Below are 25,551 nucleotides of genomic sequence, written 5' to 3'. Positions count from 1 at the left end.
ATAGCGTCGCCAGGAGCCAGCCACCATGTGGAGCCAGGAGGACGTTGTGTTCGCCAATCCCGAGGAACTCCTGCGGTACCTCAAGAATGAGGACGTAAAGTTCGTCGACGTACGTTTCTGTGACCTGCCCGGCGTGATGCAACACTTCAACCTGCCGGTGGAGTCCTTCGACGACAGCGTCTTCACCGACGGTCTCGCGTTCGACGGTTCGTCGATCCGCGGTTTCCAGGCCATCCACGAGTCGGACATGCTCCTGCTCCCGGACGTCGCGACCGCCTTCATCGACCCGTTCCGCGCGCAGAAGACCCTCGCGCTCAACTTCTTCATCCACGACCCGTTCACCCGCGAGGCCTACTCCCGGGACCCGCGGAACGTGGCGAAGAAGGCCGAGGCGTACCTGGCGGCCAGCGGCATCGCCGACACCGCGTACTTCGGCGCCGAGGCGGAGTTCTACATCTTCGACTCGATCCGGCACGAGACCGCCGCGAACAAGGGTTACTACTACATCGACTCGGTCGAGGGCGCCTGGAACACCGGCCGCGAGGAGGAGGGCGGCAACCGCGGTTACAAGACCGCGTACAAGGGCGGCTACTTCCCGGTGCCGCCGGTGGACCACTTCGCCGACCTGCGCGACAAGATCGTGCGCCGGCTGGTCGACAACGGCTTCACCGTCGAGCGCTCGCACCACGAGGTCGGCACCGCCGGCCAGTCGGAGATCAACTACAGGTTCTCCACGCTGCTGCACGCCGCCGACCAGCTCCAGCTGTTCAAGTACATCGTGAAGAGCGAGGTCTGGGCGAACGGCAAGACGGCCACCTTCATGCCGAAGCCGCTCTTCGGCGACAACGGCTCGGGCATGCACACCCACCAGAGCCTCTGGCTGAACGGCGAGCCGCTGTTCTACGACGAGACCGGCTACGCCGGCCTGTCCGACACCGCCCGCTGGTACATCGGCGGCCTGCTGCACCACGCGCCGTCGCTGCTGGCCTTCACCAACCCGACGGTCAACTCGTACCGCCGCCTGGTGCCGGGCTTCGAGGCGCCGGTGAACCTGGTCTACTCGCAGCGCAACCGGTCCGCCTGCACCCGTATCCCGGTGACCGGCAGCAACGCGAAGGCCAAGCGCGTCGAGTTCCGCGTGCCGGACCCGTCGAGCAACCCGTACCTGGCGTTCTCGGCGATGATGATGGCCGGCCTGGACGGCATCAAGAACAAGATCGAGCCGCCGGCGCCGATCGACAAGGACCTGTACGACCTGCCGCCGGAGGAGTGGGGCACGGTCAAGCAGGTGCCGGGCTCGCTGCCGGAGGTGCTCGACGCGCTCGAGGCCGACCACGACTACCTGCTCGACGGCGGGGTCTTCACCCCGGACCTGATCTCCACCTGGGTGGATTGGAAGCGGGCCAACGAGGTCGACCCGGTGCGTCTGCGCCCGACCCCGCACGAGTTCGCGATGTACTTCGACTGCTGAGCCTCGGGTCAGCACGCTCCTCCAGCACCGGCCGGGCCGGCTCCGCTTCCGTGGGGCCGGCCCGGCCGCGTTCGCGAGCGTCGTCCGACCGTGCCGCCCGCACGGTCCGCGTCGCGCCCGCCGCAGCCACTGTCCTTCGGCCCCTGTGGAGCTGCCCGCGTGAACGGGGCACGGTCCCCCGCCGCACCTCGTGGCGGACCGCCTGTCGCTCCGCCCGCCCGGCCCGCGACGCCCCCCACCACACGCCAGCCCACCGCCCCCCACCACACGCCAGCCCGCCGCACCCCGCACCACACGCCAGCTCGCGGCGCCCCGCGCCACCCCGCCACACGCCGCACCACACGCCAGCCCGCGGCGCCCCGCGCCACTCCGCCACACGCCGCACCACACGCCAGCCCGCCGCACCCCGCACCACCCCGCCGCACGCCGCACCACACGCCAGCCCGCAACGCCCCGCGCCACCCCGCCACACGCCGCACCACACGCCAGCCCGCAACGCCATACGCCAGCCCGCGAGGCCTGGCCGCACGCCGGCCCCGCAAGGCTGGGCCAATGGAGAGGGGAGCCCGGGCGCACAGGCGGGGCAGCTCCACAGGGCCCGACCCCACCTGGCGGTGCCCACGCCGCGCCGCTCTGTGGAACGCGCGGTGCCGCCGTTCGCACGGTCGATCCAGGCTGAACGGCGGCATCCGGCCGGCCCGGCGGTCAGCTGTCCGGCCGCCCGGCCCCGGCGTCGGCCGCCTCCCCGCCGTCCCCCCGCTCGCCGACGGCCCCACCGGTCCAGGCGACCCCACCGGTCCGGGCGACCCCACCGACCCGGGCGGCCCGCACCACCAGGACCACGAGCAGGGCCGTCATCGCGACCGCGCCCGGCGCCTTGGCGAACCGGGCCAGGCTGGTGCCGTCGGGCAGGGTGAGGAAGGACGCGACCGCGGCGGGCAGGACGAACCAGACCGTCCGGCCCACCGGGAGCACCGAGAACGCCAGCAGCGCCAGGGGCCAGGTCGCGTACCAGGGGTGGAAGACCGGGGACAGGGTGACCGTGGCGGCCAGCGCCAAGCCCGACCCGAGCAGCACCACCCGGGGCCGCGCCGCGGCCAGTGCGCAAACCCGTTCGCGGGCGTCGTTCAGGCGGCGCAGCGAGCGCCAGGCCCGGACCCACAGCGCCACGAGCAGCACGGCGAGCACCGCCAGGCCGGCGGCCCGGGCCGCCGGCACCGCGCCCGGCCGGAGTCCGGCCAGTTCGCCGACGTAGTTCACGACGAAGCCGACGGCGGTGGGCGGCGAGGTCCACTGCGCGGTGTCGCCGGTGTGGGCCAGCCCGCCGAGCCAGCCCAGACTCAGCCGGGACGCCAGCGAGGTCGCCGCCAGCGCGGCCAGGGCGCCGCCGGCCAGCCACCCGCCGTCGCGCAGCAGCGCCCGCCAGGTGTACCGGCCGGGCACGGCGGCCAGGGCGGCGAACGGCAGCACCACCAGCGCGGTCGCCTTCACCGCCAGGGCCAGCCCGAGCAGCGCCCCGGCCGCCAGCAGCGCGGACGGCCGGCCCGGCCTGCGGACCAGCACCAGCAGGCCGAGCAGCAGCGGGCCGAGCGCGACCGCGTCGTTGTGCGCGCCGGCCACCAAGTGCACCCCGACCAGCGGGGCGGCCAGCGCCAGCCAGGCGGCCCGCCGGGTCGGCACCCCGGCGGCCCGGGCCAGCCCCGGAAGGCAGAGCGCGGCCAACAGCAGCCCCGCCACGGCGAAGAGCCGCAGCAGCGCGATCGCCCCGGCCAGCCCGCCGCCGGCGGTCGCCGCGAGGGCAGCGAGCAGCACGAACAGCGGCCCGTACGGGGCCGGGGTGTCCCGCCAGATCGGCGCCACCGAGTCCAGCCACGGGCACCCGGCCGCCGCCACCCCCACCCGGTACGGGTCGTGCCCGTGTGCGTACGACCAGCCCTGGCAGGCGTACGAGTAGACGTCCCGGCTGCCGATCGGCGGCGCGGCCAGCAGCGGCAGCAGCCAGAGCCCGGCGGTCACGTACGCCCACCGGGTCGACGGCGCGCCCCGGCGCAGCGTCCACCACGCCCCGACCGTCAGCGCGGTGCCAACCAGCCAGCAGCCGAGCGTTGCCGGCCCGTTCCGGCCCCGCCAGATGCCGGCCAGCGTGCCGTCGGTCAGCTCGGGCAGCGCCCCGCCGAGCCAGCCGGCGACCGCCAGCAGCGCCGCCCCGAGCAGCCCGGCCCAGCGGGCCCGGCGGGCGTACGCCGCGGGCGGGGCGGGCGGGGCGGACAGGTCGCCGGCAACGCTCACCGGCACACCTCTGTTCAGTCGGCTCCCTCGGCAGCGCGGGCCGGCTCGCGGGCCGCCCGAGCCGACCGTACCAACCGCACAGCCGCCCAGATCAGCAACAACGTCATCAGCGGCGCACCGGGCATCTTGGTCCACCGGGCCAGCCCGGTGCCGTCCGGCAGGATGAGGAACGCCCCGACCAGCGCCACCACCACGTACCACACGCCGCGCCGGGCGGTGGCGGCGAGCACGGTCAGCGGCCAGATCCAGTACCAGGGGTGCACGACGGGCGACATCGCCACCGTGGCGGCCAGCGCCAGCCCGGCGTGCCGCAGCGGGTCCCTGGTGCGGGCCCGCCACCACAGCCACAGCAGCAGCCCGGCCAGCACCACCACGCCCAGCGCGCGGGCCACGGGCAGCGCGTTCACGTGGGCGCCGAACAGCCGCGCGACGTACTCGGCGGTCTGCCCGACCGCGGTGGGCGGCGAGGTCCAGGCGACGGCCGCGCCGCCGGTGGAGAGCCCGCCGATCCAGCCGAAGTCCAGGCCGGCGGCGACGGTCACCCCGGCCACCGTGGCGACCGCGCCGCCGACGACCCATCCGCCGTCGCGGACCAGCGTGCGGATCCGGTACGGCCCGGTCATCGCGGCGAGCGCGGCGAACGGCACCACCACCAGTCCGGTCACCTTGATCGACACGGCCAGCCCGAGCAGCACCCCCCCGGCCAGCAGCGGGCCGGGGCGGCCGGGGCGGGCGGCGACCACGGCCAGCCCGGCCACGAGCAGGCCGACCATGAGCGCGTCGTTGTGCGCGCCGGCGACCAGGTGCACGCCGACGAGCGGGCTGGCCAGCGCCAGCCACAGCGCGCGCCCGACGGGCACCCCGCACCGGCGGGCCAGCGCCGGCAGGGCCCACGCGGTCAGCGCCACCCCCGCCACCGCGAGCGCCCGGAACGCCACGATGCTCGCGGTCAGCGAACCGGTGGCCTTGACTACCGCACCGGCGAGGACCACGAACAGCGGCCCGTACGGGGCCGGGGTGTCCCGCCAGATGTACGAGATGGTGTCCAGCCACGGGCAGGGCAGCGTGGAGACGCCGTGCTCGTACGGGCTGATCCCGGCCGCGTAGCTCGCCCCCTGGCAGGCGTACGCGTACACGTCCCGGCTGGCCATCGGCGGCGCGACCAGCAGCGGCAGCACCCAGAGCCCGGCGGTGACCAGAGCCCACCGCGCGGACGGCACCCGATCGCGCAGCGACCACCAGGCCCACGCCATCAGCGCGGTGCCGGCGAGCCAGGCGAGCACCACGACCGGCCCGTGCTCGGCCCGCCAGATGTTGACCGGGTTGGTACGCAGCGGGGACGACGGTAGCGCGCCGCCGAGGAAGGCGGACAGCGACAGCAGCACGGAGCCGCAGAGCCCCACGTACCGGATGAGACGGGAACGGTCCACGGTCAGCATTGTCCGGCCGGCCGCAGCGAGCTGCTCACGCGGTACGCCCCGGGCGTGGCCCCGCGCACCGTGACGAAGCCGTCCGGACCCGGGGCGAGGCAGCCGTTCGACCCGGTCAGGGTCAGCCAACGCGACCACCGCACCCGCACGGGCACGTCGCCGGGGGCGTCGACGGTGAACCGCACGGCGGCCCGCCCGGAGTCGACGAGCCGCCCCGGCGCGCCGACCAGCGGGGCGGGGTCGGTCACGGCGTACAGCCGCCAGGTCGCGTCCCGCCACACCTCCCGCAGGTACGGCTGGCCCTCGGCGACCAGGGCGGCCTCCTGCCGGCCCCACCGGTCGGGCACGCTGTCCGGCGCCAGCGCGACGTACGCGACGGCCTCCCGGCGCAGCCAGGCGGCGTATCCGTCGGCGGTCAGGTCGCCCTCGTAGAACAGCGGGTTGCGGGCCGTGTCGACCTGCCGTTCCCAGCCCCGGGCCAGCGGGACCGTGTCCGGCAGGTACGCCGACTCCCAGTGGTCGCGCAGCGGCACCACCTCGACCCGGCCCACCGGCTGCCGGCGGGCCAGCTCGTCGGCGAGCGGCTGGTAGAACGCCCGCGCGCTCTCGGGCGAGCCGGCCCGGCCGAGGTCGCTGGTCATCACCGGGTTCTGCCACCAGACGACGGCGGCGAGCAGGCCGGCCAGCCACGGCCCCGGCAGCGGGGCGTACGCGGCGAGCAGCGGCAGCGCGAACAGCATCGGCAGCCGCAGCGCGTTGGAGCCGATCGGGGTGGGCACCGCCTGGGCGGCGACCAGCAGCAGCACGGTCAGCGCGGCGCCGGCCCGCAGCGCCCGGCGGCGGCGCGGCAGCAGGAAGAACACCGCCACCGCCAGCGCCACGTTGATGCGCATCGACTCGGCGCTGAACGGCTGGGTGCCGCCGTTGCCGAACAGCAGCGCCATCGGGGCGAGCGCGACCGCCGGGGCGAGGGCGAGCGTCAGGCTCTCGCCGAGCGGCCGGTCGGCCCGCCAGCCGCCGGGCAGCGGCCGTCCCGGGCCGGGCCCCCGGCGTAGGGCGGCCAGCAGCAACGCCGCGCCGGCCAGGCCGGTGAACAGCCCGGCGACCGGGCTGGCCCAGGTGGCGAGCGCGGCGAGCAGCCCGGCCAGGACCAGGCGCGCGGGGCGGGGCGGTCGGTCGGCGGCGACCGCGCAGAGGGCGAGCAGGCCGAACGCCAGCCCGACGGCGAAGGTGATCCGGCCGCTGACCAGGTTGCCGACCAGCACGATCGCGCCGAGCAGCCCGGCCAGCACCGGGCGGCGGGCCCGGTGCCGGGCGAACAGCCAACCGAGCGCCCCGGCGGCGAGCACCGCGGCGACCGCGCCGAGCGGGCGGGGTCCGGTCCAGGCGGCCAGGCGGGCGGTGAGCAGGCTGTAGCCGTACTGGTCGACGCCGCCGTACCAGCCGAGGTCGACGGGGATGGCGCCGTGCCGGCCGGTGAACCCGGCGCGGGCGACCTGGGCGGCCAGGTCGGTGCCCATCGGCGGGGCGAGCAGGAACGCCACCGCCAGCAGGGCCGCCGCGAGCGCCGCGGCGCCGGCCGCCGCCGTCGCGGGTGTCACCAGGGGGCCGCTGCTCTGCGAAGGGCGATGGGAAGGGGCCCTTCCTCGCACGTCAGGCATCAAGGACGCGCTCCATCGCGGCGCGGGATCGGCGGGCCGTGCGCAGGTACTCGTCGAGGAACTCCCCGGGGTCGTCCCGGCCGAGCAGCCGGGCCGCCCCGGCCAGCTCCACGCCGTGCCGGGGCAGCTGGTCGCCGGCGCGGCCCCGTACCAGCATCAGCGCGTTGCGGGCCTGCGCCGCGAGGGTCCAGCCGGCGGCCATCGCGGTGGCGTCCGCCGGGTCGACCAGGCCGGCGTCGGCGGCCGCCGCGAGCGCGTCGAGGGTACGCGTGCCACGCAGCGCGGGGAGGCGTCCGGCGTGCCGGAGCTGGAGCAGCTGTACGGCCCACTCGACGTCGGCCAGGCCGCCCCGGCCGAGCTTGGTGTCGGTGGCCGGGTCGGCGCCCCGGGGCAGCCGCTCGTGCTCCACCCGCGCCTTGATCCGGCGGATCTCGACGATCTGCTCCCGGGTCAGCCCGTCGGCCGGGTAGCGGACCGGGTCGACCAGCGCCTCGAACTCGGCGCCGAGGTCGGCGTCCCCGCAGACGAACCGGGCGCGCAGCAGCGCCTGCGCCTCCCACACCTTCGACCAGCGGGCGTAGTACTGGGCGTACGCGGCGAGGCTGCGGACGAGGGGGCCCTGCCGGCCCTCGGGGCGCAGGTCTGCGTCCACGCCCAGCGGCGGGTCGGGGGCGGGCGCGGACAGCAGCCGGCGCAGCTCCTCGGCGATCGCGTGCGCGGCCGCGCCGGCCGCCCGCTCGTCGGCCCCGGGCGGCGGGTCGTAGACGAAGAGCACGTCGGCGTCGGAGAGGTAGTTCGACTCGTACCCGCCGAGCCGGCCCATGCCGATGACGGCGAACCGCAGCCCGGGCAGGGCCGGCTGGGCGGCACGCGCGGTACGCAGCGCGGCGGCCAGGGTGGCGTCGGTGACGTCGGCCAGCGCGGCGCCGACGGCGGTGACGTGGGTGAGGCCCGGCGCGGGCCGGGCGGCCGGGTCGCGGCTCGGATCCGAACGGCTCGGGTCCGGGCGTCTCGGGTCGGGACGGCTCGGATCCGAACGACTCGGATCCGGACGACTCGGGTCCGGACGGCTCGGATCCGGACGGCTCGGGGTCGGGGCGAGCGAGCCGGCCCGGCTCAGCACGTCGGCGCAGGCGAGCCGTAGCAGCTCACGGCGGCGCAGCGCGCGGACCGCCCGGATCGCCTCGACCGGGTCGGCGTGCCGGGCCGCCGCGGCGGCGAAGCCCTCGCACAGCACCTCGTGGGTGCGCGGGGTCAGCTCGTTCTCCTCGGCCAGCAGCCGCAGCGCCTCCGGCTCGCGGGCCAGCAGGTCGGCGGCGTACCGGGAGGAGGAGAGCACCCGGGCCAGCCGGCGGGCCACCGGGCCTTCGTCCCGCAGCAGGCGGAGGTACCAGGGGGTGCTGCCGAGGGCGTCGGAGACCTGCCGGTAGTTGAGCAGCCCGCGGTCCGGCTCGGGAGCGTCGGCGAACTCGCTGAGCAGCACCGGCAGCAGGGTGCGCTGGATGGCGGCGGTGCGGCTCACCCCGCCGGTGAGGGCCTGCAGGTGGCGCAGCGCCCCGGCGGGGTCGGCGAAGCCGAGGATCTCCAGCCGGTGCCGGGCCGCCTCCGGGGTCAGCCGCAGCCCGTCGGCCGGCACCCGGGCCACGGACTCCAGCAGCGGCCGGTACAGCAGCTTGGCGTGCAGCCGGCGTACCTCGGTGGCGTGGGTGACCCACTCGGCGCGGAACTCCTCGACGGCGCTGCGGCCCGGCGTGGCCTGGTAGCCGAGGGCGGCGGCGAGCCAGCGCAACGCGGCCGGGTCGGCCGGCACGGTGTGGGTGCGGCGCAGGCCCTGGAGCTGGAGCCGGTGCTCGACGCCGCGCAGGAAGCGGTACCCGAGCAGCAGCGCCTCGCCGTCGGCCCGGCCGACGTAGCCGCCGGTGACCAGGGCGCGCAGGGCGGGGATCGTGCCCGGCGCCCGCAGCGACTCGTCGCCCCGGCCGTGCACCAGTTGCAGCAGTTGGACGGCGAACTCGATGTCGCGCAGCCCGCCGGGGCCGCGCTTGATCTCGCGCTCCAGCTCCTTCGGCGGGATGTTGTCGATGATCTTGCGACGCATCGACCGGACGTCGGAGACCGCCTCGGGCCGCTCGGCGGCCCGCCACACCAGCGGGGCGAGCTGGTCGATCCACTCCCGGGCCAGGTCCAGGTCGCCGGCCGCCGGGCGGGCCTTGAGCAGCGCCTGGAACTCCCAGGTACGCGCCCAGCGGCGGTAGTACGCCAGGTGGCTGGCCAGGGTGCGCACCAGCGGCCCCCGGTTGCCCTCGGGACGCAGCGCGGCGTCGACCGGCCAGGCGACCAGCCCGCAGACGTGGATGAGCCGGGTGGCGACCGCGGTGGCCGCCGGCAGGTCGTCGTCCTCGGCGCACACGAAGATCACATCGACGTCGGAGACGTAGTTCAGCTCGCCGCCGCCGCACTTGCCCATCGCCACCACGCCCAGCCGCGGCGGGTCGGTGCCCTCGGGCAGCTCGCCGACGGCGATTCCGTACGCCGCGGTGAGGGTGGCGTCCGCCAGCGCGGAGAGCGCGGCCATCGTCTGCTCCAGGCTCCGCGCGCCCGTCAGGTCGGCCGCCGCGATCCGCAGCAGGGCCACCCGGTACGCCTGGCGCAGCACCGCGACCGGCTGGTCGGACGCGGTGCGGCGGGCGGCGGCGGCCAGGTCGAGCCGCCCCTCGGCGGTGGGGGCGAGCCCGTCCGGCTCGGTGTCGAGCACCGGCCACTGCCGGGGGTTGGCCACCAGGTGGTCGCCGAGCGCCGCCGAGGCGCCGAGAACGGCAAGCAGCCGCCGCCGCAGCCCCGGGTCGGCGTACAGCGCCTCCAGCAGCTCGGACGGCTCCTCCTCCTGGCCGCCGCCCCGGCGCTCGGCCTCGGCGAGGCGGTGCAGTTGGCGCAGCGCGAGATCCGGGTCGGCGGCCCGGGACAGGGCGGCGAGCAGCTCGGCGGCCCGCTCGTCGACCGGCTCCTGCTCGTCCGGCCGCCACAGGCCCAGCCCGGCCGGGCCGAGCAGGTCGGCCGCGCGCGCCCCACCGTCGCCCTCGGCCGTGCCGAAGCCGTAGCGGGCCAGGCGCCCCCGGGTGGGTCTGCTCAGCACGGCTCAGTGCCCGAGCAGCGGAAGACCGCGCCGCACCGTGTCGTCCGCCAGCTCACCGAGGGCGAGGGCGGCGAACCGGATCGCGAAGGGCTGCCACACCTCCTCGACGTCGGCCATCACCCGGTCGCAGGCCGCCACCACCAGCTCGGGGTCGTAGCCCAGCTCGGCGAGCAGCGTGGAGTCGGTGGCCCAGTCGGCGATCATCGCGGTGTCGCACTCGATGTGGAACTGCAGCCCCCAGGCCCGGTCGCCGAGGCGGAACGCCTGGTGCGGGTAGCGGGTGGAGGCGGCCAGCAGAGTCGCCCCGTGCGGCAGTTCGGTGATCTCGTCGGAGTGCCACTGCAACACGTCCGGGATCAGCGGCACGTACCGGAACAGCGGGTCGGCCTCGGCGGCGTCACGCCGGCCGACCACGGCGGGGCCGACCTCGGGCCCGGACGGGCTGCGCTCGACCAGCCCGGCGTGCGCGGTGGCGAGCAGCTGCGCGCCGAGGCAGACGCCGAGGGTCGGCAGCCGGTGCCGGACCGCCTTGCGCAGCAGCCCCTCCAGGGCCGGGAACCAGGGGGCGCCCGGGGAGCCGTCGGGCAGCGGGTACGCCTGCTGCTCGCCGCCGAGCACGACCAGTGCCACGTACCCGTCGAGGTCGGCGGGGAGTTCGTCGCCGGCGTGCGGGCGCAGCACCCGCAGCTCCAGCCCCCCTTCCACCAGCCACTCCCCCAGCCGGCGGACGTCGTCGGTCGGATCGTTCTCGATCACCAGCGCGGTTCCCACGCCGTCGAGGCTATCCGGTGTGCCCCCGCCCGCCAGTCACGCCTCGTCCCCCCGGGCCCACTCCTGCCAAACTAGGCTCAGCGGATGTGAGCGATGACGACGGTGTCCGGCGCCCGCCCGTGCTTCGTCCCGGGGACACGGTGATGCTGGTGTCCCCGTCCGGGCCGACCAGGCCGGAGCGGGTGGCCCGGGGCATCGAGCTGCTCACCGGCTGGGGGCTGCGGCCCGTGCTCGCGCCGAACGCGTACGCCCGGCGGGGCTACCTGGCCGGGACGGACGAGCTGCGCACCGCCGACCTGAACGCCGCGTTCGGCGACCCGGGGGTGCGCGGGGTGATCTGCACGCGCGGCGGGTACGGCGCCCAGCGGGTCGTCGACGCCGTCGACATGGCGGCGGTCCGGCGGGACCCGAAGGTGGTGGCCGGTTTCTCCGACATCACCGCGTTGCAGCTCGCGCTGTGGCGCGGTGCCCGGCTGGCCAGCGTGCACGGCCCCGGGGCGGCCTGGCTGGACGAGCGCACCCCGCCGCGCTCGGCCGAGTCGCTGCACGCCGCGCTGATGACCACCGAGCCGGTCACCGTCGCCGCGGTGCCCGAGGAGGAGACGTCCGGCGTACGCGTCCCCGGCCGCGCCACCGGGACGCTGCTCGGCGGCAACCTCTGTCTGATCGCCGCCTCGGTCGGCACCCCGGACATGCCCGACCTGACCGGGGCGATCCTGCTGGTCGAGGACGTGCAGGAGCCGCCGTACAAAGTCGACCGGATGCTGACCCAGCTGCGCCGGGCCGGGGCGCTGCACCGGGTCGCCGGGGTCGCCGTCGGCCAGTTCACCGACTGCGCGGACGGCTGGGACACGACCGTCGCCGACGTGCTGGCCGAGCGCCTCGGCGACCTCGGCGTACCCGTCCTCGGTGGCCTGCCGATCGGCCACGGCCACGGCCAGCTCACGGTCCCGCTGGGCACCCCAGCCACCCTGGACGCCACGACCGGCACCCTGACGGTCGCCCCAGCCGTCCGCCCCGCCTAGCCCTCGCGCCGGTCGGCAGGTCGTACGTCTCGATCCGGCCGTCCGGCGTGACGTGGCCGATGCGGTTGGCCGCCCACTCGGTGAACCAGCAGCCGCCGGCCGGGTCGGCGACGATGGCGTGCGGCCGGGCGGCCCGGTCCGGCAGCGGGAACTCCGCGATGCGGCCGTCGGCGGTGATCCGGCCGAGCTGACCGGCGGCGATCTCGACGAACCAGAGCGCGCCGTCGACGCCGAGCGTGATGCCGACCGGCCCGGCCGCCTCGGTCGGCAGGGGGTGCAGGGCCACCACCCCGTCGGGCGCGATCCGGCCGACGGCGTTCGCCTGGTTCAGGGTGAACCACAGCGCGTCGTCCGGCCCGGCGACGATCATCGACGGGAACGCCCCGGTCACCGGCAGCGGAAACGAGGTGACCGCCCCGTCCGTGCCCACCCGGCCGACGGTGTCGCTGCTCATGCCCGCGTACCAGAGGGCGCCGTCGGGCCCGGCGGCGATGCCGCACGGCGCGGTGCCGGCGGGCAGCGCCACGGACGTCGCCTCCCCGGCGGTGGTGAGGCGGCCGATCCGGTCGTCTCCGGACCGGGTGAACCACAGCGCCCCGTCCGGGCCGGTCGTGATGGCCAGGGGCCGGCTCGCCGCGTCCCCCGGGTGGGTCTCGACCGCGCCGCCGGGGTCCACCCGGGCGATGCCGCCGCTGTGGACCAGCGTCAGCCAGAGCGCGCCGTCGGGGCCCACGGTGATCCCGTACGGCCCGGAGCGCGCGTCGGGCAGCGCCGTCTGTCGGATGGTGGGGGCTGCCACGGGTACGTCCGCCTCCCTGCTCGGCTCGGCCCACCCTGCGCCGGCACGGCGTACCTCGGCAACCAATTTTGCCCGGCCACCACCTCGGGTTTTCAGCCTGTTGACAGGGTCGCCACGGCTTCCGCCCAGCTCGTCCGGTCACTGTCGGTGAGGTCATCGCACACGAGTGCCGAGTTGGAGGACAGATGTCCCGCACCATTTCGAAGAAGCGCCTGCTGGTCGGGCTGGCGGCCGCCGGCGTGCTAGGCGTGGGAATCGCGGCGCCGGCCGTCGCGTTCGCCGGGGACGCCACCCCGGCGCCGAGCGCCAGCGCGAGTCAGGACGCCGACCAGTCGAAGCGCGCCGACCGGCAGGCCGAGTTCGCCGAGGCGCTGGCCAAGGAGCTGGGCGTCTCCACCGACAAGGTGACGGCCGCCCTGGAGAAGGTGCGCGAGCAGCACAAGGCCGACCGGCCGGAGCGCGGCGACCGCGACGGGAACGCCGCCGACCGCCAGGCGAAGCTGAAGGAGCGGCTGGACCAGGCCGTCAAGGACGGCAAGCTCACCCAGGAGCAGGCCGACGCGATCACCAAGGCGGTCGAGGCCGGCGTCTTCCCCGGCGCGGGCGGCCACGGCGGCTGGCGCGGCGGCTGGCACGGCGAGCGCGGCGACAAGTGACGCGGCGCGCCTGACGGGCCCGGCCGGACCCGGCTGATCCACACCCATGTCGCCGACATGGCGGTGTCCTGCTCACCGGGACACCGCCATGTCGGCGACATCGTCACGCCGCCGGCGGCGTGAACACCCCGAAGTGGTTGCCCGACGGGTCGACCAGGTGCGCGAAGGTCAGCCCGCTCGGTGCGCTGCGCGGCGGCACCAGCACCTTGCCGCCGGCCGCCTCCGCCAGCCGGCAGCTCTCCGCCACGTCCGCCACCTGCGCGTAGAAGATCGCGTAGTTGGGGGTGGCGCCGTCGGAACCGCGGATGGCCCCGCCGATCCCCTCCTCCCCCGCCCCGCCGTCCGTCACCCGGTACGACCGACCCGGCCCGCCCTGCTCCTCGAACGTCCAGCCGAACAGCTCGCCGTAGAAGCGCTCGGCCTCGGCCGGACGGTCGGTGCCGATCTCGAACCAGGTGATCGCGTTCGTCGTGGTCATGGTGTGCCTCCCGTGCGGCGCGCCGGCCCCTCGACCGGCGCTGTCACCGACCAGCCTCGACGGGTGTGCCGACACCGTCCTGTCGGTGTTTCGGAGGCGTTTCCGGGCCGCTCAGGCCAGGCTGAGCGGGCGGACCCGCTCGTGCGGGATGTCCAGCTCGTCGGGGCGCAGCTCGCGGCATACCGCCTCGGGCAGCGCGGTCACCGCCACGAGCCGGTCGACCCGGAACGCCCGCGGGCCGTCGCGCAGTCGGCACCAGGCCAGCAGATACCAGTGTCGGGGGTTGCCGAGGAAGCCCAGCGGCTCCACGACCCGCTCGGTGGCGGCGCCGGCGCGGTCGGCGTACCGGATGCGCAGGACGCGACGGGCGGCGACCGCGTCGGCGACGACGGCCGGGACGGGCGCGGCGGGCCCACCGCCGATCAGGTGCACCCGGCCGGCGAGTCGGCGGGCCTCGGCGGCGTCGGCGGGCGGCATCACCGCGACCAGCTTGCGCAGCGCCGTGGCGCCCGCCGCCGCGAACGGGGTGCCCGCGAGGCGGTGCAGCGCAACGGCCATCGCCACCGCCTCGGCCGCGCTCAGGTTGACCGGCGGCAGGGTGTGCGCCCGGTCCACGACGTACCCGCCGGTGCGGCCCGGCTCGGCCCAGAGCGGCACCCCGGCCTGCTGCAACGCGCCGATGTCACGCTCGATCGTGCGGGAGCTGACCTCGAAACGCTGGGCGAGCCAGCGCGCGCTGCGCGGCCGGGGCGACACCGCTCGCAGCTCCTCGACGAGGGCGTAGAGGCGGTCTGTCCGGTTCATCCCGGCAGGCTATGCCCGGGGTACGACACCCGACACCACCCCGGCGCGCCCCGCCCGCGACCCGGTCAGGCGATGCAGGCGCAGACGATCAGCGCGGCCCCGAAGTGGGTGGCGGCGCTGACCCGGGCGGCCGGGTGCGGCTCGTCGGAGCAGATGATCTCGCCGAGCCTGCCGGGGGTCAGCAGGTCCAGCACGAAGAACGCCAGCGCCATGATCAGCAGGCCGATGAGGCCGAAGATCACCGTCGAGGCGAGCCCCTTGGCGAAGTCGCTGTAGCTGGTGAGGATCGCGGTGAACACGATCCCGGCGATGCCGAGCTGGTTGGCGGCCAGCAGCAACGCGGCGTTGCCGTTGCGCCGCACCCAGATCAGCTCCCGCAGCCGACCGGGGGTGAGCAGGTCGACCAGCCCGAAGCCGGCCGCCATCAGCCCCACCCCGACGACCCCGAACACGATGCTCTGCCAGGCTCCGCCGAACAGGTCCGCCAGCACCGACTGCCTCCCGAGGCGTCTCCGCCCGGCGGGGGTACCGGGACGGTGATCGAGACGATAGCGGGCCGGCGCAACCCGTGGAGCCCCGGCCTAGAGCGACAGGTAGCGCTGCCGCTCGTACGGGGTGACCTCGCGGCGGTACTGCTCCCACTCGGCGCGCTTGTTGCGCAGGAAGAAGTCGAAGACGTGCTCGCCGAGCACCTCGGCGACCAGCTCGGAGCCGGCCATCACGTCGATCGCCTCGGACAGGTTCTCCGGCAGCGACTCGTAGCCCATGGCGCGGCGCTCGGCGCTGGTCAGCGACCACACGTCGTCCTCGGCGCCCGGGGGCAGCTCGTAGCCCTCCTCGATGCCCTTCAGGCCGGCGCCGAGCAGCACCGCGAAGGCCAGGTACGGGTTGGTCGCCGAGTCCAGCGAGCGGACCTCCACCCGGGCCGAGTTCGGCTTGCCGTACGCGGGGACGCGGACCAGCGCGGACCGGTTCAGGTGCCCCCAGCAGACGTACGCGGGGCTCTCGGTGATCCGGTCCGGCAGCGCCTGCGGGAAGAGCCGCTTGTACGAGTTGACCCACTGGTTGGTGACGGCGGTGTACTCCCGGGCGTGGACGAGCAGCCCGGCGATGAACGACTTCGCCACCTTGGACAGCTTCATCGGGTCACCGGCGTCGTGGAACGCGTTGCGCTCCCCCTCGAACAGCGACAGGTGGGTGTGCATGCCGCTGCCCGGCTGGTCGGTGAACGGCTTCGGCATGAAGCTGGCCTGCACGCCGGTGGACAGCGCGACCTCCTTGACCACGTGCCGGAAGGTCATGATGTTGTCGGCGGTGGTCAGCGCGTCGGCGTAGCGCAGGTCGATCTCCTGCTGGCCGGGGGCGACCTCGTGGTGGCTGAACTCCACGGAGATGCCGATCCGCTCCAGCGCGAGCACCGCCTGCCGGCGGAAGTCGCGGGCCACGGCGTGGGTGGTGTGCTCGAAGTACCCGCCGGTGTCGACCGGGGTCGGCACCGAGCCGTCCGGCGCGCCGTTCTCCAGCAGGAAGAACTCGATCTCCGGGTGGGTGTAGAAGGTGAAGCCCTTCTCGGCGGCCTTGGACAGCGCCCGGCGCAGCACGTGCCGCGGGTCGGCCCAGGACGGCCCGCCGTCGGGGAGCAGGATGTCGCAGAACATGCGGGCGCTCTCGCCGCTCCCCCCGCCCTCGAACGGGAAAACCTGGAAGGTGGTCGGGTCGGGCATGGCCACCATGTCGGACTCGAAGACCCGGGCGAAGCCCTCGATCGCCGAGCCGTCGAACCCGATGCCCTCCTCGAAGGCCGCCTCCAGCTCGGCGGGCGCCACCGACACGCTCTTGAGCGTGCCCAGCACGTCGGTGAACCACAACCGGACGAACCGGATGTCCCGCTCTTCCAGCGTACGGAGGACGAACTCCTGCTGACGGTCCACTTCCAACCCCTCGCGACACGGTGTCGGCCACCGGCTTGGCCGGTCCGCCCTGACCGCCCAGTCTCCCGCCACCTCTTTACGGAGACGTTACGCGAACCCACCGGGACGCGTATCCCGGTGCCCCGCCACCCGGACGCGCCGGCACCCGGCGCCTGTCCGTGCCGCCCGGCGGCACCCCGGCGCCCTGTCCCGCCGCCCGCCGCCCGGCCGGGCGCCTGCTCCGCCGCCCCGCGTGTCGGGGCCGACCGGCTGGGGCAAGATGAGGTCATGCCCACCCTGCGTCTCGCCCTGTCCCAGGTCAACCCGACCGTCGGCGACCTCGTCGGCAACGCCGACCTGGTCCGTCGGTGGACCCGCCGGGCCGCCGACGCCGGCGCCCAGCTCGTCCTGTTCCCGGAGATGATGCTGACCGGGTACCCGGTCGAGGACCTGGTCTTCCGCCGGTCCTTCGTCGCCGCGTCCCAGGCCGCGCTGCACCGGCTCGCCGCCGACCTGGCCGCCGACGGGCTCGGCGACCTGCCGGTGGTGGTCGGCTACCTGGACGCCGACGGCCCGCCGCAGATCAGCTCCGACGCCGAGCCGGGCCGGGGGGCGCGCAACGCCGCCGCGCTGCTGCACGGGGGCGCCGTCGTCGCCACCTACTTCAAGCACCACCTGCCCAACTACGGCGTCTTCGACGAGGACCGCTACTTCGTGCCGGGTGACACGCTGACCGTCGTGCGGGTCGGCGGGGTGGACGTCGCGCTGACCATCTGCGAGGACCTGTGGCAGGCCGGCGGGCCGTTCGCGGTCGCCCGGCAGGCCGGGGTGGGCCTGGTGGTCAACATCAACGGCTCGCCGTACGAGCTGAACAAGGACGACATCCGGCTGCCGCTGGTCCGCCGCCGGGCCGCCGAGGCCGGCGCGACGATCGCGTACGTCAACATGATCGGCGGCCAGGACGAGCTGGTCTTCGAGGGCGACTCGATGATCGTGGCGGCGGACGGCACCCTGCTCGCCCGCGCCCCGCAGTTCGTCGAGCACCTGCTCGTGCACGACGTCGAGCTGCCGGCCGCGGCGGCGCCCCTGGCCGCCGACGGCGAGCTGGCCGACGGGATGCGGCTGGTCCGTACGCCGATCGACGCCGCCCTGCCGCCGGCGGACGGCCCGGCCGCGGTGGGCGGGATCGAGAAGCCGGTCGCCGACGAGGCCGAGGTGTGGCGCGCGTTGGTGCTGGGCCTGCGCGACTACGTCGACAAGAACCGCTTCCCGTCGGTGGTGCTGGGGCTCTCCGGCGGCATCGACTCGGCCGTGGTGGCCGCGCTCGCGGTCGACGCGCTCGGCCCCGAGCGGGTGGTCGGCGTGTCCCTGCCCAGCCGGCACTCCTCCGAGCACTCCCTCGCCGACGCGGAGGACCTGGCGAAGCGGACCGGGCTGGACTACCGGGTCCAGCCGATCCAGCCCATGGTGGACGCGTACCTGGCCAACATGTCGCTGTCCGGGGTGGCGGTGGAGAACCTCCAGGCCCGGGTGCGCGGGGTGATCCTGATGGCGCTGTCGAACCAGGAGGGCCACCTCGTCCTCACCACCGGCAACAAGAGCGAGCTGGCGGTCGGCTACTCGACCCTGTACGGCGACTCGGTCGGCGGGTTCAACCCGGTCAAGGACGTGTGGAAGACGCTGATCTGGCGGCTGGCGAAGTGGCGCAACGCCGACGCCGCCAACCGGGGCGAGACCCCGCCGATCCCGGAGAGCTCCATCGGCAAGCCGCCGAGCGCGGAACTGAGCCCCGGCCAGCTCGACAGCGACACCCTGCCCGACTACCAGGTGCTCGACCCCATCCTGATCGGGTACGTCGACGGCGACCTGGGCCGCGACGGCCTGGTCGCGGCCGGCCACGACCCGGCGGTGATCGACCGGGTGCTGCGCATGGTGGACACGGCCGAGTACAAGCGCCGGCAGTCCGCCCCCGGCACGAAGATCTCCATGAAGGCGTTCGGGCGCGACCGGCGGCTGCCGATCACCAACCGCTGGCGCGAGCACGGCTGAGCCGGTCCCGGCCGGCCGGTCCGGCTCGGCACGTCGGGTGCCCGGCCAGCCGCGGGTCGGGCGCCCGGCCGGCCGGCTCGCACGTCGGGTGCCCGGTCGGCCGGTCGTGGGTCGCCGGGAGTGAAATCCTCCACTGCGCCCTGCCGCCGTCACCCGCCCGGTGGGACGATCGCGGCAGAACCCGGGGACCGCGCACGCGGCCTCGAGGGAAAGGAGACAGTCATGGTGGAGTCCACCCCGACCGAGGTGACCGCCCTCTACGGCGGCCCCGCGACCCGGCGGGTCCGCACCCGCGACCTGCTCGCCGCCAAGGAGCGGGGCGAGCGGTGGCCGATGCTCACCTCGTACGACCAGTACACGGCGTCGATCTTCGACGCCGCCGGCGTACCCGTGCTGCTGGTCGGCGACTCGGCGGCGAACAACGTCTTCGGTTACGAGACGACGGTGCCGGTGACCGCCGAGGAGCTGCTGCCGCTGGTCCGCGCGGTGGTACGGGCGACCCGGCAGGCGCTGGTGGTGGCCGACCTGCCGTTCGGCTCGTACGAGGAGGGGCCGACGCAGGCGCTGCGCACGGCGGTGCGGTTCATGAAGGAGGGCGGCTGCCACGCGGTGAAGCTGGAGGGCGGCCGGCGCTGCGCGGACCAGGTCGCCGCGATCACCGGCGCCGGCATCCCCGTGATGGCGCACATCGGCTTCACCCCGCAGCGGGAGCACGCCATCGGCGGGTACCGGGTGCAGGGGCGCGGCGACGCGGCCGAGGACGTCCTCGCCGACGCCCGGGCGGTGGCCGAGGCGGGCGCGTTCGCGGTGGTGCTGGAGATGGTGCCGGGCGAGGTGGCCAAGCGGATCACCGCCGAGCTGCCGATCCCGACCGTCGGCATCGGCGCCGGCCCGGACACCGACGCCCAGGTGCTGGTCTGGCAGGACATGGCCGGCCTGCGTACCGGTAGGGCGCCGCGCTTCGTGAAGCGCTACGCGGACCTGTCCGGGGTGCTGACCGAGGCGACCCGCCGGTTCGCCGACGAGGTCCGCGGCGGCACGTTCCCGGCCGCCGAGCACACGTTCTGAGGTGCAAGGAAGGGCCCCCTGTCAACACTTTCGATATAGCAGGGGGCCCCTGTTGACACCCCTGGCCGGCAGCGCCGGAAAGCCGGTCGCGCCCCTGCGGCCGGGCCGGCACGATCGGTGGCATGTTCGACTTCGGCATCCCCGCCTACCGGCCGCACTGGCAGCGCGGGCATGAGGAGATCGCGGCGGCGCAGGGGGCACAACTGGCCCGGCTGACCGGCCGGCCCCTCACCCGCGTCTGGCTGGTCTGGGACCTCGACGACGACAGTTGCGTTTCGCCGAGGCGGAGCTGGTCGTCTTCAACGGGCTCGACGAAAATGCCGTCTCGGTCGGCCCGCCCGACCCCCGGTACCGCCGTCATCCGCTCCCGGCGGCACGCCAGCCGTAGATCTTGGCACGAAACGGCCCCGGGAGGGGCCAGTTCGTACCAAGGTCTCCAACGGTCAGCCCGAGACGCTCACAGGTCCGTGACGCGGATGCCGGCGTGCGCCTTGTAGCGCTTGTTGATGGCGATCAGGTTCGCGGTGAACGCCTCGATCTGGTGGGCGTTGCGCAGCCGCCCGGCGTAGATGCCGCGCATGCCGGGGATCCGGGCGGCGAGCGCCGCCACGACACCGACCAGTTCCCGCTCCTCGGTGCAGATCAGCACGTCGAGGTCGATCCGGTCGATCTCCGGGTCGGCCAGCAGCGGCGCGCTCACGTGGTTGAACGCGGCACAGACCCGGGACTCCGGCAGCAGCCGGGCGGCCTGCTGGACGGCGCTGCCCTCCGCTACGGGCAGCGCGTACGGGCCCTGCTTGTCGAAGCCGAGGGGGTTCACGCAGTCGACGACGATCTTGCCGGCGAGCGGCTCCGCCAGGGCGGCGACGGTGGCCGCGTGCCCGTCCCACGGCACCGCGATCACCACCACGTCGCTGCGGCGGGCCACCTCGTCGTTGTCGGCGCCCGCGACCCGCGCCCCGGCGGGGAGGTGCGGCAGCCCGGCGATCTCGGCGGCGGCCTGCGCGGCCCGCTCGGCCGACCGCGAGCCGATCAGCACGGTCTGCCCGGCCCGGGCGAACCGGTAGGCCAGGCCCCGGCCCTGGTCGCCGGTGCCGCCGATGATCCCGACGGTCAGCCCGGACACGTCGGGCAGGGTGCTCGCGTCGTATGCCATGCGCCCATCCTCGCAAAGGTCACCGACCGGCAGGAGTGCCCTCGGGGTGAGACTGCCCACGGGCCGCCGGCGGCTCAGGCCAGCTCGAAGAGGACCTTCCGGGCGACCGGGTCGGCGGTGACCAGCCGGACCCGGACCCGCTCCCCCAGCGGCAACTCGCCCGTGCAGCGGGCCCGCACCGGAGGGTCGTCCAGCGCCACCGTGCCGCCCGGCCGCCGACCGGGCCGGCCCTGCCCGTTTCCCGGCCGCCCCGGTCCCGTCTGGCCGTCCGGCGCCCCGCCCGGCCGGTTCGGCGGCGCGTCCACGTCCAGCACCGCCGCGGGGAAGGTCTCGCCGACCCGCTGCTCCAGCAGGACCGCCTCGGTCAGCTCGACGGCGCCGCGGGTCGCCGCCGACGCGGTCCGGTCCGTGGTCGCCATGACCTCCGGCAGCCTCGGCAGCGCGGCCCGCGCCCAGTCGGGCACCGGCCGGCCCTCGTGCAGGGCCAGGCAGACCTCCGTGGCGTACCGGTCGGCCAGCCGGCGCAGCGGCGCCGTGACGTGCGCGTACGCCGCCGCGACCCCGCCGTGCTCCGGGTGCTCCGGCGGCTCGCCGTCGAACGCCGTGTACGCGGCGCCGCGCATCAGCTCGGCCGACTGGTCGACGAAGGCGGCCGCCCGGGGCTGCGACGCGTCCAGCCCGGCGAGCACCTCGCCCACGCTCGCGTCGTCCGGCCAGTCGACGCCCAGCGGGGCGGCGGCGGTACGCAGCCGGGCCACCGCCTCCGGCTTCGGCGCCGGCATCGTCCGCAGCAGCCCGATCCGCCCGGCCAGCATGATGTCCGCCGCGGCCATCCCGGTCAGCAGGGAGATCTGGGCGTTGTGGTCCTCCATCGGCACCGGCCCGCGCAGCACCAGCCGCCAGCCGTCGCCGTCCGCCTCGACGTCCTGCTCGGGCAGCGGCAGGTTCACCGCGCCCCGGCGCAGGCCGCGCGCGGTGAGCAGGGCACCGATCTCGGGCAGCAGGGCGATCGGCGCCGGCAGCCGTCCGGCATCGGCGTCGGCCTGCACGCCGACGTAGTCCAGCTTGGCGCGGCTGCGTACGAGGGCACGCTCCAGCGCGACGGCCACCGTGCCGCCGTCGGCGTCGAGGTCGATCGTCCACACCACGGCCGCCCGGTCCTGGTCGGGCAGCAGGCTCGCCGCGCCCTCGCTGAGGGTCTCCGGGTGCAGCGGCACGTTGCCGTCGGGCAGGTAGACGGTCTGCCCCCGCCGCCAGGTCTCCGCCTCCAGCGCGCCGCCGGGGCGTACGTGCGCCGCGACGTCGGCGATCGCGTACCGGACCCGGAAGCCGCCACCCGGGCGGCGGGCAAGGTGCATCGCCTGGTCCAGGTCCCGCGAGCCGGCCGGGTCGACCGTGACGAACGGGACGTCGGTGCGGTCGGCGGCGGGCCGGGGCGGAGTGGCCGCCGCCTCGTCGGCCTCGCGCTGCGCCGCGGGCGGGAACCCCTCGGGGAGCCCCAGTTCGCGGCGCAGCGCGCCGAAGTCGATGCGGGGCGCCAGTACGCGTCGGATCACCACGGGCCAATCCTGACAGCGGTACGCGCGCTCCGCCTCCCCTGGCGTGGCGGAGGCCCCTCAGCCGCCCGGCGCCGGCCTCAGCCGGTGGCCTTGCGGGCCGGCGTTCTCTTCGGGGCGGTGGTCTTCGCGGCCGGGGCCCGTTTCGCCGTGGTCTTGGCGGGCGCCCGCTTCGCGGCGGTCCTGGCGGCTGGCGCCTTCTTCGCCGGCGCCTTCTTCGCGGTCGCCTTCCGGGCACCCGCCGTGGGCCTGGTCGCGGCGGCCTTCTTCGCGGTGGTGGTCTTCTTCGCCGGTGCCCGCTTCGCCGCGGTGGTCGTCTTCTTCGCCGCCGCGGTGGTCGTCTTGGCCGCTGCGGTGGTCTTCCTCGCCGCCGCAGTCTTCTTCTCGGCGGCCACGGTCGTCTTCCTGGCCGGAGCCTTCTTCGGTGCGGCCTTCCTGGCGGCCGGGGCCCGTTTCGCCGTGGCCTTGGCGGGCGCCCGTTCCGCGGCGGTCCTGGCGGTCGCGGCCTTCTTCGGCGGCGCCTTCCTGGTCGCGGCCTTCTTCGCGGGAGCCTTCTTCGCGGGAGCCTTCTTCGCGGGAGCCTTCTTCGCGGGAGCCTTCTTCGCGGGAGCCTTCTTCGCGGCGGCCTTCCTGGCCGGCGCCGTGGTGGCGGCCGTTCTCCTCGCGGCGGCCTTCCTGGCGGGCGCCGTGGTGGCGGCCGTCTTCTTCGCCGCAGCCTTCTTCGCCGCAGCCCTCTTCGCCGCAGCCCTCTTCGCGGTCGTCCGCTCCGCGGCAGGCTGCTTCGCGGTCGTCTGTTCAGCGGCGGTCTGTTTCGCGGCCGGCTGCCTCGCCGGTGCCGGCGCGGCTACCGCCCTGGTCGCGGGCGTCGTCCGCACCGGTGCCAGCCCGGCACCCGCGCCGGAGGCGTTCGGGGACGCCCTCGTGACCGTCGCCCCACGGGCCGTCGTGGTGCCGAGGCCGGCCCGGCGCGCGGCCGTGGCCCGGGTCGCGCCCGCGGCCCGCTGCGCCGCGGCGGTCTTCTGCGCGGTGATACGTTCGGCGGCCGGGCCGGTGGTGGCCTCCTGTGCTTCGGCCATCTGGGTACCCTCCTCGGGGACATGCTCCCGCGCGCCGCCCCGCGGGGCGCGGAGTTCCTCGACGCGGGCCCTCCCGCGCCGTCTACCTGTCCTCCCCGGCCCAACGGGCGTCCTCGGCCTCCCACGCCTCGTTGCGCTCCCGCACCCGCTGCAGGGCATTTTCGGCGTCGGCCGCCGAGGCGTACGGCCCGAGAACGTACCGCGCCGCGCACACGTCGGCATCGGTCTCGACCCGGTGGTGCCGGATGCACCAGTAGTAGTGACCACCGTTTCCGCTGTCGCTCATGGGATCACTGTGCACCGCGAGCCGACCGCCCGCCACCGGATGCCGCGAACGCCGCCGACGATCTCCACAGTAGACGTGCTGTCCGCCGCCTGGGCCGGAACGGCGAAACCGGGCAGCGGGCCGCGCCGGCCCGGGGCGGGGCGGTCGCACCGCCGGTGACCGGGCCGGTGACCGACGAGCCCTGGGCCGGACCGACACCGCTGGGCCGGACCGACACCGCCAGGACGGGATCGACCGCCGGGCGGGATCGACACCGCCGGGCGGCGCCGACACCGCCGGGCCGGGCGGACGCCCGCCGGCCGCCGGGCCACAATGCGGCATGGACACTGACGTACGGCGGTACCTCGCGGACCTGGTGGCGGCGGCCCGGGACGTGCTCTGCGACGACCTGGTCGGGGCGTACGCGGCCGGCTCGGTCGCCCTCGGCGCGTACCAGGTCGGGCGCAGCGACATCGACGTGGCGCTGGTCTGCGCGGACGCCCTGGCCGACGGACGCAAGCGGGAGCTGGTGGCCCGGCTGCGACACGAGGCGCTGCCCTGCCCGGCCCGGGGGCTGGAGCTGGTCGTCTACCGCCGCGCGGTGGCCGGCGCCGGCACGCCCGACCCCGGGTTCGAGGTGGAGCTGAACACCGGCGCGCGGATGCCGTTCCGGGTGACCTGGTCCGGCGACGAGCGGCCGGCCGCCGACGGCCGGTTCTGGTACGGGCTGGACCGCAGCATCCTGCACCAGGACGGGCTGTGCCTGCTCGGGCCGCCGGCAGTCGAGATGTTCGCCGGTTTGGCGCCGGCCGACCTGCGCCGGCTGCTGGTCGAGGCGCTGACCTGGTGGCTCGCGCTCCCGACGCCGCCCGGCGACGAACCGGCGGCCGGGGCCGAGGACGCCGTGCTCGGCGCGTGCCGCTCGCTGGTGCGCTGCCGGGACGGCGTGTGGCTGCCGAAGGTGGCGGCCGGCCGGCGGCTCGTCGAGCTGGGCCACCCCGGGACGGCGCTGATCGAGCGGGCGATCGACGCCCGGCTCGGCGGCCCGCCGCCGGGTGGCCGCGAGGCCCGAGACTTCCAGCGGGGCGTACGCGACGAGATCCGCGCGGCGGGGTGACCGCCGCGTCGGCCACGGGTGGCGCGTCCGGCGGGCCGCGACCGGTCGACGATGCTGATGGCATGACGAACGCCGGCACCCCCTCGACGCGGACGCTGCACCTCTACTGCCGGGTCGAGGTGGCCGTCACCGACCCCGGGGCCCTCGCCGAGCACGCCGTCGCCGAGCTGCGGCGGGCGGACATCGACTGGGCGCGGGAGGAGGACGACGTCGAGTCGGCGGCCGCCGAGCTGCGACGCGACGTGGCCAGGTCGCTCGCGTCCCTCGTGGACGTCTCGGCCCTGCTGGAGGGCGTGCCGGGGGTCGAGTTCCGCGGCGGCCTGTGCCGGGCCGAACCCGGCCCGCCCCGCGCCTCGCACGCGGAGGCGGAACGGTAGCAGGCCCGATCCGCACAGCGGATCAGACGACGAATGTCGATCGGTCGTCGGATGCCGCCCGCGTCCGATCCTCGCTACCGTCGGCCCATGAGCGGCCAAGGGGCGGCGTGGGTACTGACCGGAGCGCTGCTGCTCGGCCTGGGCGTTGCCGCCGTCCTGCGGCTGCGCCGGCGCAGGACCGCCGCGCGGCCGGGCAGTCGCGAGGAGGCCCTCGAAGCGGCCCGGCGCGCCAGCCGGCAGATCGCCCGCGACGTACGGAGAACCCGTCGGGGCACCATCCGCGGCAAGGGCGGCGGGGGAAACGACGGCCTGGCCATCGACGCGGGCATCACGAGCGACGGCGGACCGGGCTCGGTCTGAGCTCCCGTCGCCGTGCGCCTGACCGGCGGTGGCAGGGGCCGAAATGCCGTGGCGCCGGCTCGGCGTCCGCCGGTACCGTCCGGGCTCGGCGGAGGTCCGA

At 75.7% G+C, this 25,551-nt stretch carries 22 protein-coding genes; 8 read left to right on the top strand and 14 right to left on the bottom strand.

The window, feature by feature from the left end:
- Positions 1-46 precede the first annotated feature (46 nt).
- Entirely contained in the window at positions 47-1,471 is a 1,425-nt protein-coding gene (gene glnA, locus ABGB16_RS01585; RefSeq protein WP_347666247.1) for a type I glutamate--ammonia ligase, read from the top strand.
- Between the two features lie 705 nt (positions 1,472-2,176).
- Here glnA (ABGB16_RS01585) and mptB (ABGB16_RS01580) read toward each other — a convergent pair.
- Genes mptB (ABGB16_RS01580) through ABGB16_RS01560 form a run of 5 tightly spaced genes read right to left on the bottom strand, consistent with a single transcriptional unit; the run spans position 2,177 to position 10,755 of the window.
- Positions 2,177-3,742, bottom strand: coding sequence for a polyprenol phosphomannose-dependent alpha 1,6 mannosyltransferase MptB (gene mptB / locus ABGB16_RS01580; protein ID WP_347666246.1), 1,566 nt, complete (start codon positions 3,740-3,742; stop codon positions 2,177-2,179).
- Positions 3,743-3,774: 32 nt separating this feature from the next.
- Complete coding sequence (gene mptB / locus ABGB16_RS01575; protein ID WP_347666125.1) at positions 3,775-5,190, bottom strand: polyprenol phosphomannose-dependent alpha 1,6 mannosyltransferase MptB; 1,416 nt, start codon at positions 5,188-5,190, stop codon at positions 3,775-3,777.
- A 2-nt stretch (positions 5,191-5,192) separates the two neighbouring features.
- Positions 5,193-6,791 carry a hypothetical protein gene (locus ABGB16_RS01570; protein WP_347666124.1) on the bottom strand — a complete coding sequence of 533 codons (1,599 nt, stop codon included), beginning with the start codon at positions 6,789-6,791 and terminating at the stop codon, positions 5,193-5,195.
- Positions 6,792-6,843: 52 nt separating this feature from the next.
- Positions 6,844-9,981, bottom strand: coding sequence for a bifunctional [glutamine synthetase] adenylyltransferase/[glutamine synthetase]-adenylyl-L-tyrosine phosphorylase (locus tag ABGB16_RS01565; protein WP_347666245.1), 3,138 nt, complete (start codon positions 9,979-9,981; stop codon positions 6,844-6,846).
- Between the two features lie 6 nt (positions 9,982-9,987).
- Positions 9,988-10,755: a type 1 glutamine amidotransferase gene (locus tag ABGB16_RS01560; protein WP_347666123.1), complete on the bottom strand. Its 768-nt coding sequence runs from the start codon at positions 10,753-10,755 to the stop codon at positions 9,988-9,990.
- Between the two features lie 143 nt (positions 10,756-10,898).
- On the opposite strand from ABGB16_RS01560, the gene ABGB16_RS01555 reads away from it, so the two are divergent.
- Positions 10,899-11,780 carry an LD-carboxypeptidase gene (locus ABGB16_RS01555; protein ID WP_347666244.1) on the top strand — a complete coding sequence of 294 codons (882 nt, stop codon included), beginning with the start codon at positions 10,899-10,901 and terminating at the stop codon, positions 11,778-11,780.
- Here ABGB16_RS01555 and ABGB16_RS01550 read toward each other — a convergent pair.
- Entirely contained in the window at positions 11,698-12,579 is an 882-nt protein-coding gene (locus tag ABGB16_RS01550) for a virginiamycin B lyase (protein WP_347666122.1), read from the bottom strand. The two genes, ABGB16_RS01555 and ABGB16_RS01550, sit on opposite strands and share 83 nt — an antisense overlap.
- 185 nt (positions 12,580-12,764) lie before the next feature.
- Here ABGB16_RS01550 and ABGB16_RS01545 point away from each other — a divergent pair, with 185 nt between their 5' ends.
- Positions 12,765-13,235, top strand: coding sequence for a hypothetical protein (locus tag ABGB16_RS01545; protein WP_347666121.1), 471 nt, complete (start codon positions 12,765-12,767; stop codon positions 13,233-13,235).
- A 103-nt stretch (positions 13,236-13,338) separates the two neighbouring features.
- On the opposite strand, the gene ABGB16_RS01540 is transcribed toward ABGB16_RS01545, so the two are convergent.
- The 4 genes from ABGB16_RS01540 to glnA (ABGB16_RS01525) all read right to left on the bottom strand — a co-directional run bounded on the left by ABGB16_RS01540 (position 13,339) and on the right by glnA (ABGB16_RS01525) (position 16,448).
- Positions 13,339-13,713 (bottom strand): VOC family protein, encoded by a 375-nt coding sequence (locus ABGB16_RS01540; protein WP_347666120.1) that lies wholly within the window; start codon positions 13,711-13,713, stop codon positions 13,339-13,341.
- A gap of 111 nt (positions 13,714-13,824) precedes the next feature.
- Positions 13,825-14,517, bottom strand: coding sequence for a WYL domain-containing protein (locus ABGB16_RS01535; protein ID WP_347666119.1), 693 nt, complete (start codon positions 14,515-14,517; stop codon positions 13,825-13,827).
- Between the two features lie 65 nt (positions 14,518-14,582).
- Positions 14,583-15,008 carry a DUF350 domain-containing protein gene (locus ABGB16_RS01530; protein ID WP_347666118.1) on the bottom strand — a complete coding sequence of 142 codons (426 nt, stop codon included), beginning with the start codon at positions 15,006-15,008 and terminating at the stop codon, positions 14,583-14,585.
- A 90-nt stretch (positions 15,009-15,098) separates the two neighbouring features.
- Entirely contained in the window at positions 15,099-16,448 is a 1,350-nt protein-coding gene (glnA, locus tag ABGB16_RS01525; RefSeq protein ID WP_347666117.1) for a type I glutamate--ammonia ligase, read from the bottom strand.
- A 267-nt stretch (positions 16,449-16,715) separates the two neighbouring features.
- Here glnA (ABGB16_RS01525) and ABGB16_RS01520 point away from each other — a divergent pair, with 267 nt between their 5' ends.
- Both ABGB16_RS01520 and panB read left to right on the top strand, forming a co-directional pair.
- Positions 16,716-18,476 carry an NAD+ synthase gene (locus ABGB16_RS01520; protein WP_347666116.1) on the top strand — a complete coding sequence of 587 codons (1,761 nt, stop codon included), beginning with the start codon at positions 16,716-16,718 and terminating at the stop codon, positions 18,474-18,476.
- A gap of 222 nt (positions 18,477-18,698) precedes the next feature.
- Positions 18,699-19,544 (top strand): 3-methyl-2-oxobutanoate hydroxymethyltransferase, encoded by an 846-nt coding sequence (gene panB, locus ABGB16_RS01515; protein WP_347666115.1) that lies wholly within the window; start codon positions 18,699-18,701, stop codon positions 19,542-19,544.
- Positions 19,545-20,001: 457 nt separating this feature from the next.
- On the opposite strand, the gene npdG is transcribed toward panB, so the two are convergent.
- From npdG to ABGB16_RS01495, 4 genes are all read right to left on the bottom strand, one after another.
- Positions 20,002-20,700: an NADPH-dependent F420 reductase gene (npdG, locus tag ABGB16_RS01510; protein ID WP_347666114.1), complete on the bottom strand. Its 699-nt coding sequence runs from the start codon at positions 20,698-20,700 to the stop codon at positions 20,002-20,004.
- Positions 20,701-20,774: 74 nt separating this feature from the next.
- Complete coding sequence (locus ABGB16_RS01505) at positions 20,775-22,259, bottom strand: RNB domain-containing ribonuclease (RefSeq protein WP_347666113.1); 1,485 nt, start codon at positions 22,257-22,259, stop codon at positions 20,775-20,777.
- A gap of 77 nt (positions 22,260-22,336) precedes the next feature.
- Positions 22,337-23,332 carry a histone H1-like repetitive region-containing protein gene (locus tag ABGB16_RS01500; protein ID WP_347666112.1) on the bottom strand — a complete coding sequence of 332 codons (996 nt, stop codon included), beginning with the start codon at positions 23,330-23,332 and terminating at the stop codon, positions 22,337-22,339.
- Between the two features lie 82 nt (positions 23,333-23,414).
- Complete coding sequence (locus ABGB16_RS01495) at positions 23,415-23,618, bottom strand: hypothetical protein (RefSeq protein ID WP_347666111.1); 204 nt, start codon at positions 23,616-23,618, stop codon at positions 23,415-23,417.
- A 319-nt stretch (positions 23,619-23,937) separates the two neighbouring features.
- Between ABGB16_RS01495 and ABGB16_RS01490 the strand changes: the two genes are divergently transcribed.
- The 3 genes from ABGB16_RS01490 (at position 23,938) to ABGB16_RS01480 (ending at position 25,451) form a co-directional block, all read left to right on the top strand.
- The gene (locus ABGB16_RS01490) at positions 23,938-24,714 is read left to right on the top strand and encodes a nucleotidyltransferase domain-containing protein (RefSeq protein ID WP_347666110.1); all 777 of its coding nucleotides are present in this window, start codon (positions 23,938-23,940) and stop codon (positions 24,712-24,714) included.
- 62 nt (positions 24,715-24,776) lie between these two features.
- Positions 24,777-25,091, top strand: coding sequence for a hypothetical protein (locus ABGB16_RS01485; RefSeq protein WP_347666109.1), 315 nt, complete (start codon positions 24,777-24,779; stop codon positions 25,089-25,091).
- An 87-nt stretch (positions 25,092-25,178) separates the two neighbouring features.
- Positions 25,179-25,451, top strand: a complete 273-nt coding sequence (locus ABGB16_RS01480; protein ID WP_347666108.1) for a hypothetical protein — start codon at positions 25,179-25,181, stop codon at positions 25,449-25,451.
- The last annotated feature ends 100 nt before the right edge of the window (positions 25,452-25,551 follow it).

Source organism: Micromonospora sp. B11E3 (genome assembly GCF_039871625.1).
Taxonomy (GTDB): Bacteria; Actinomycetota; Actinomycetes; order Mycobacteriales; family Micromonosporaceae; genus Micromonospora.
This window is presented reverse-complemented; position numbering and strand designations above follow the sequence as displayed.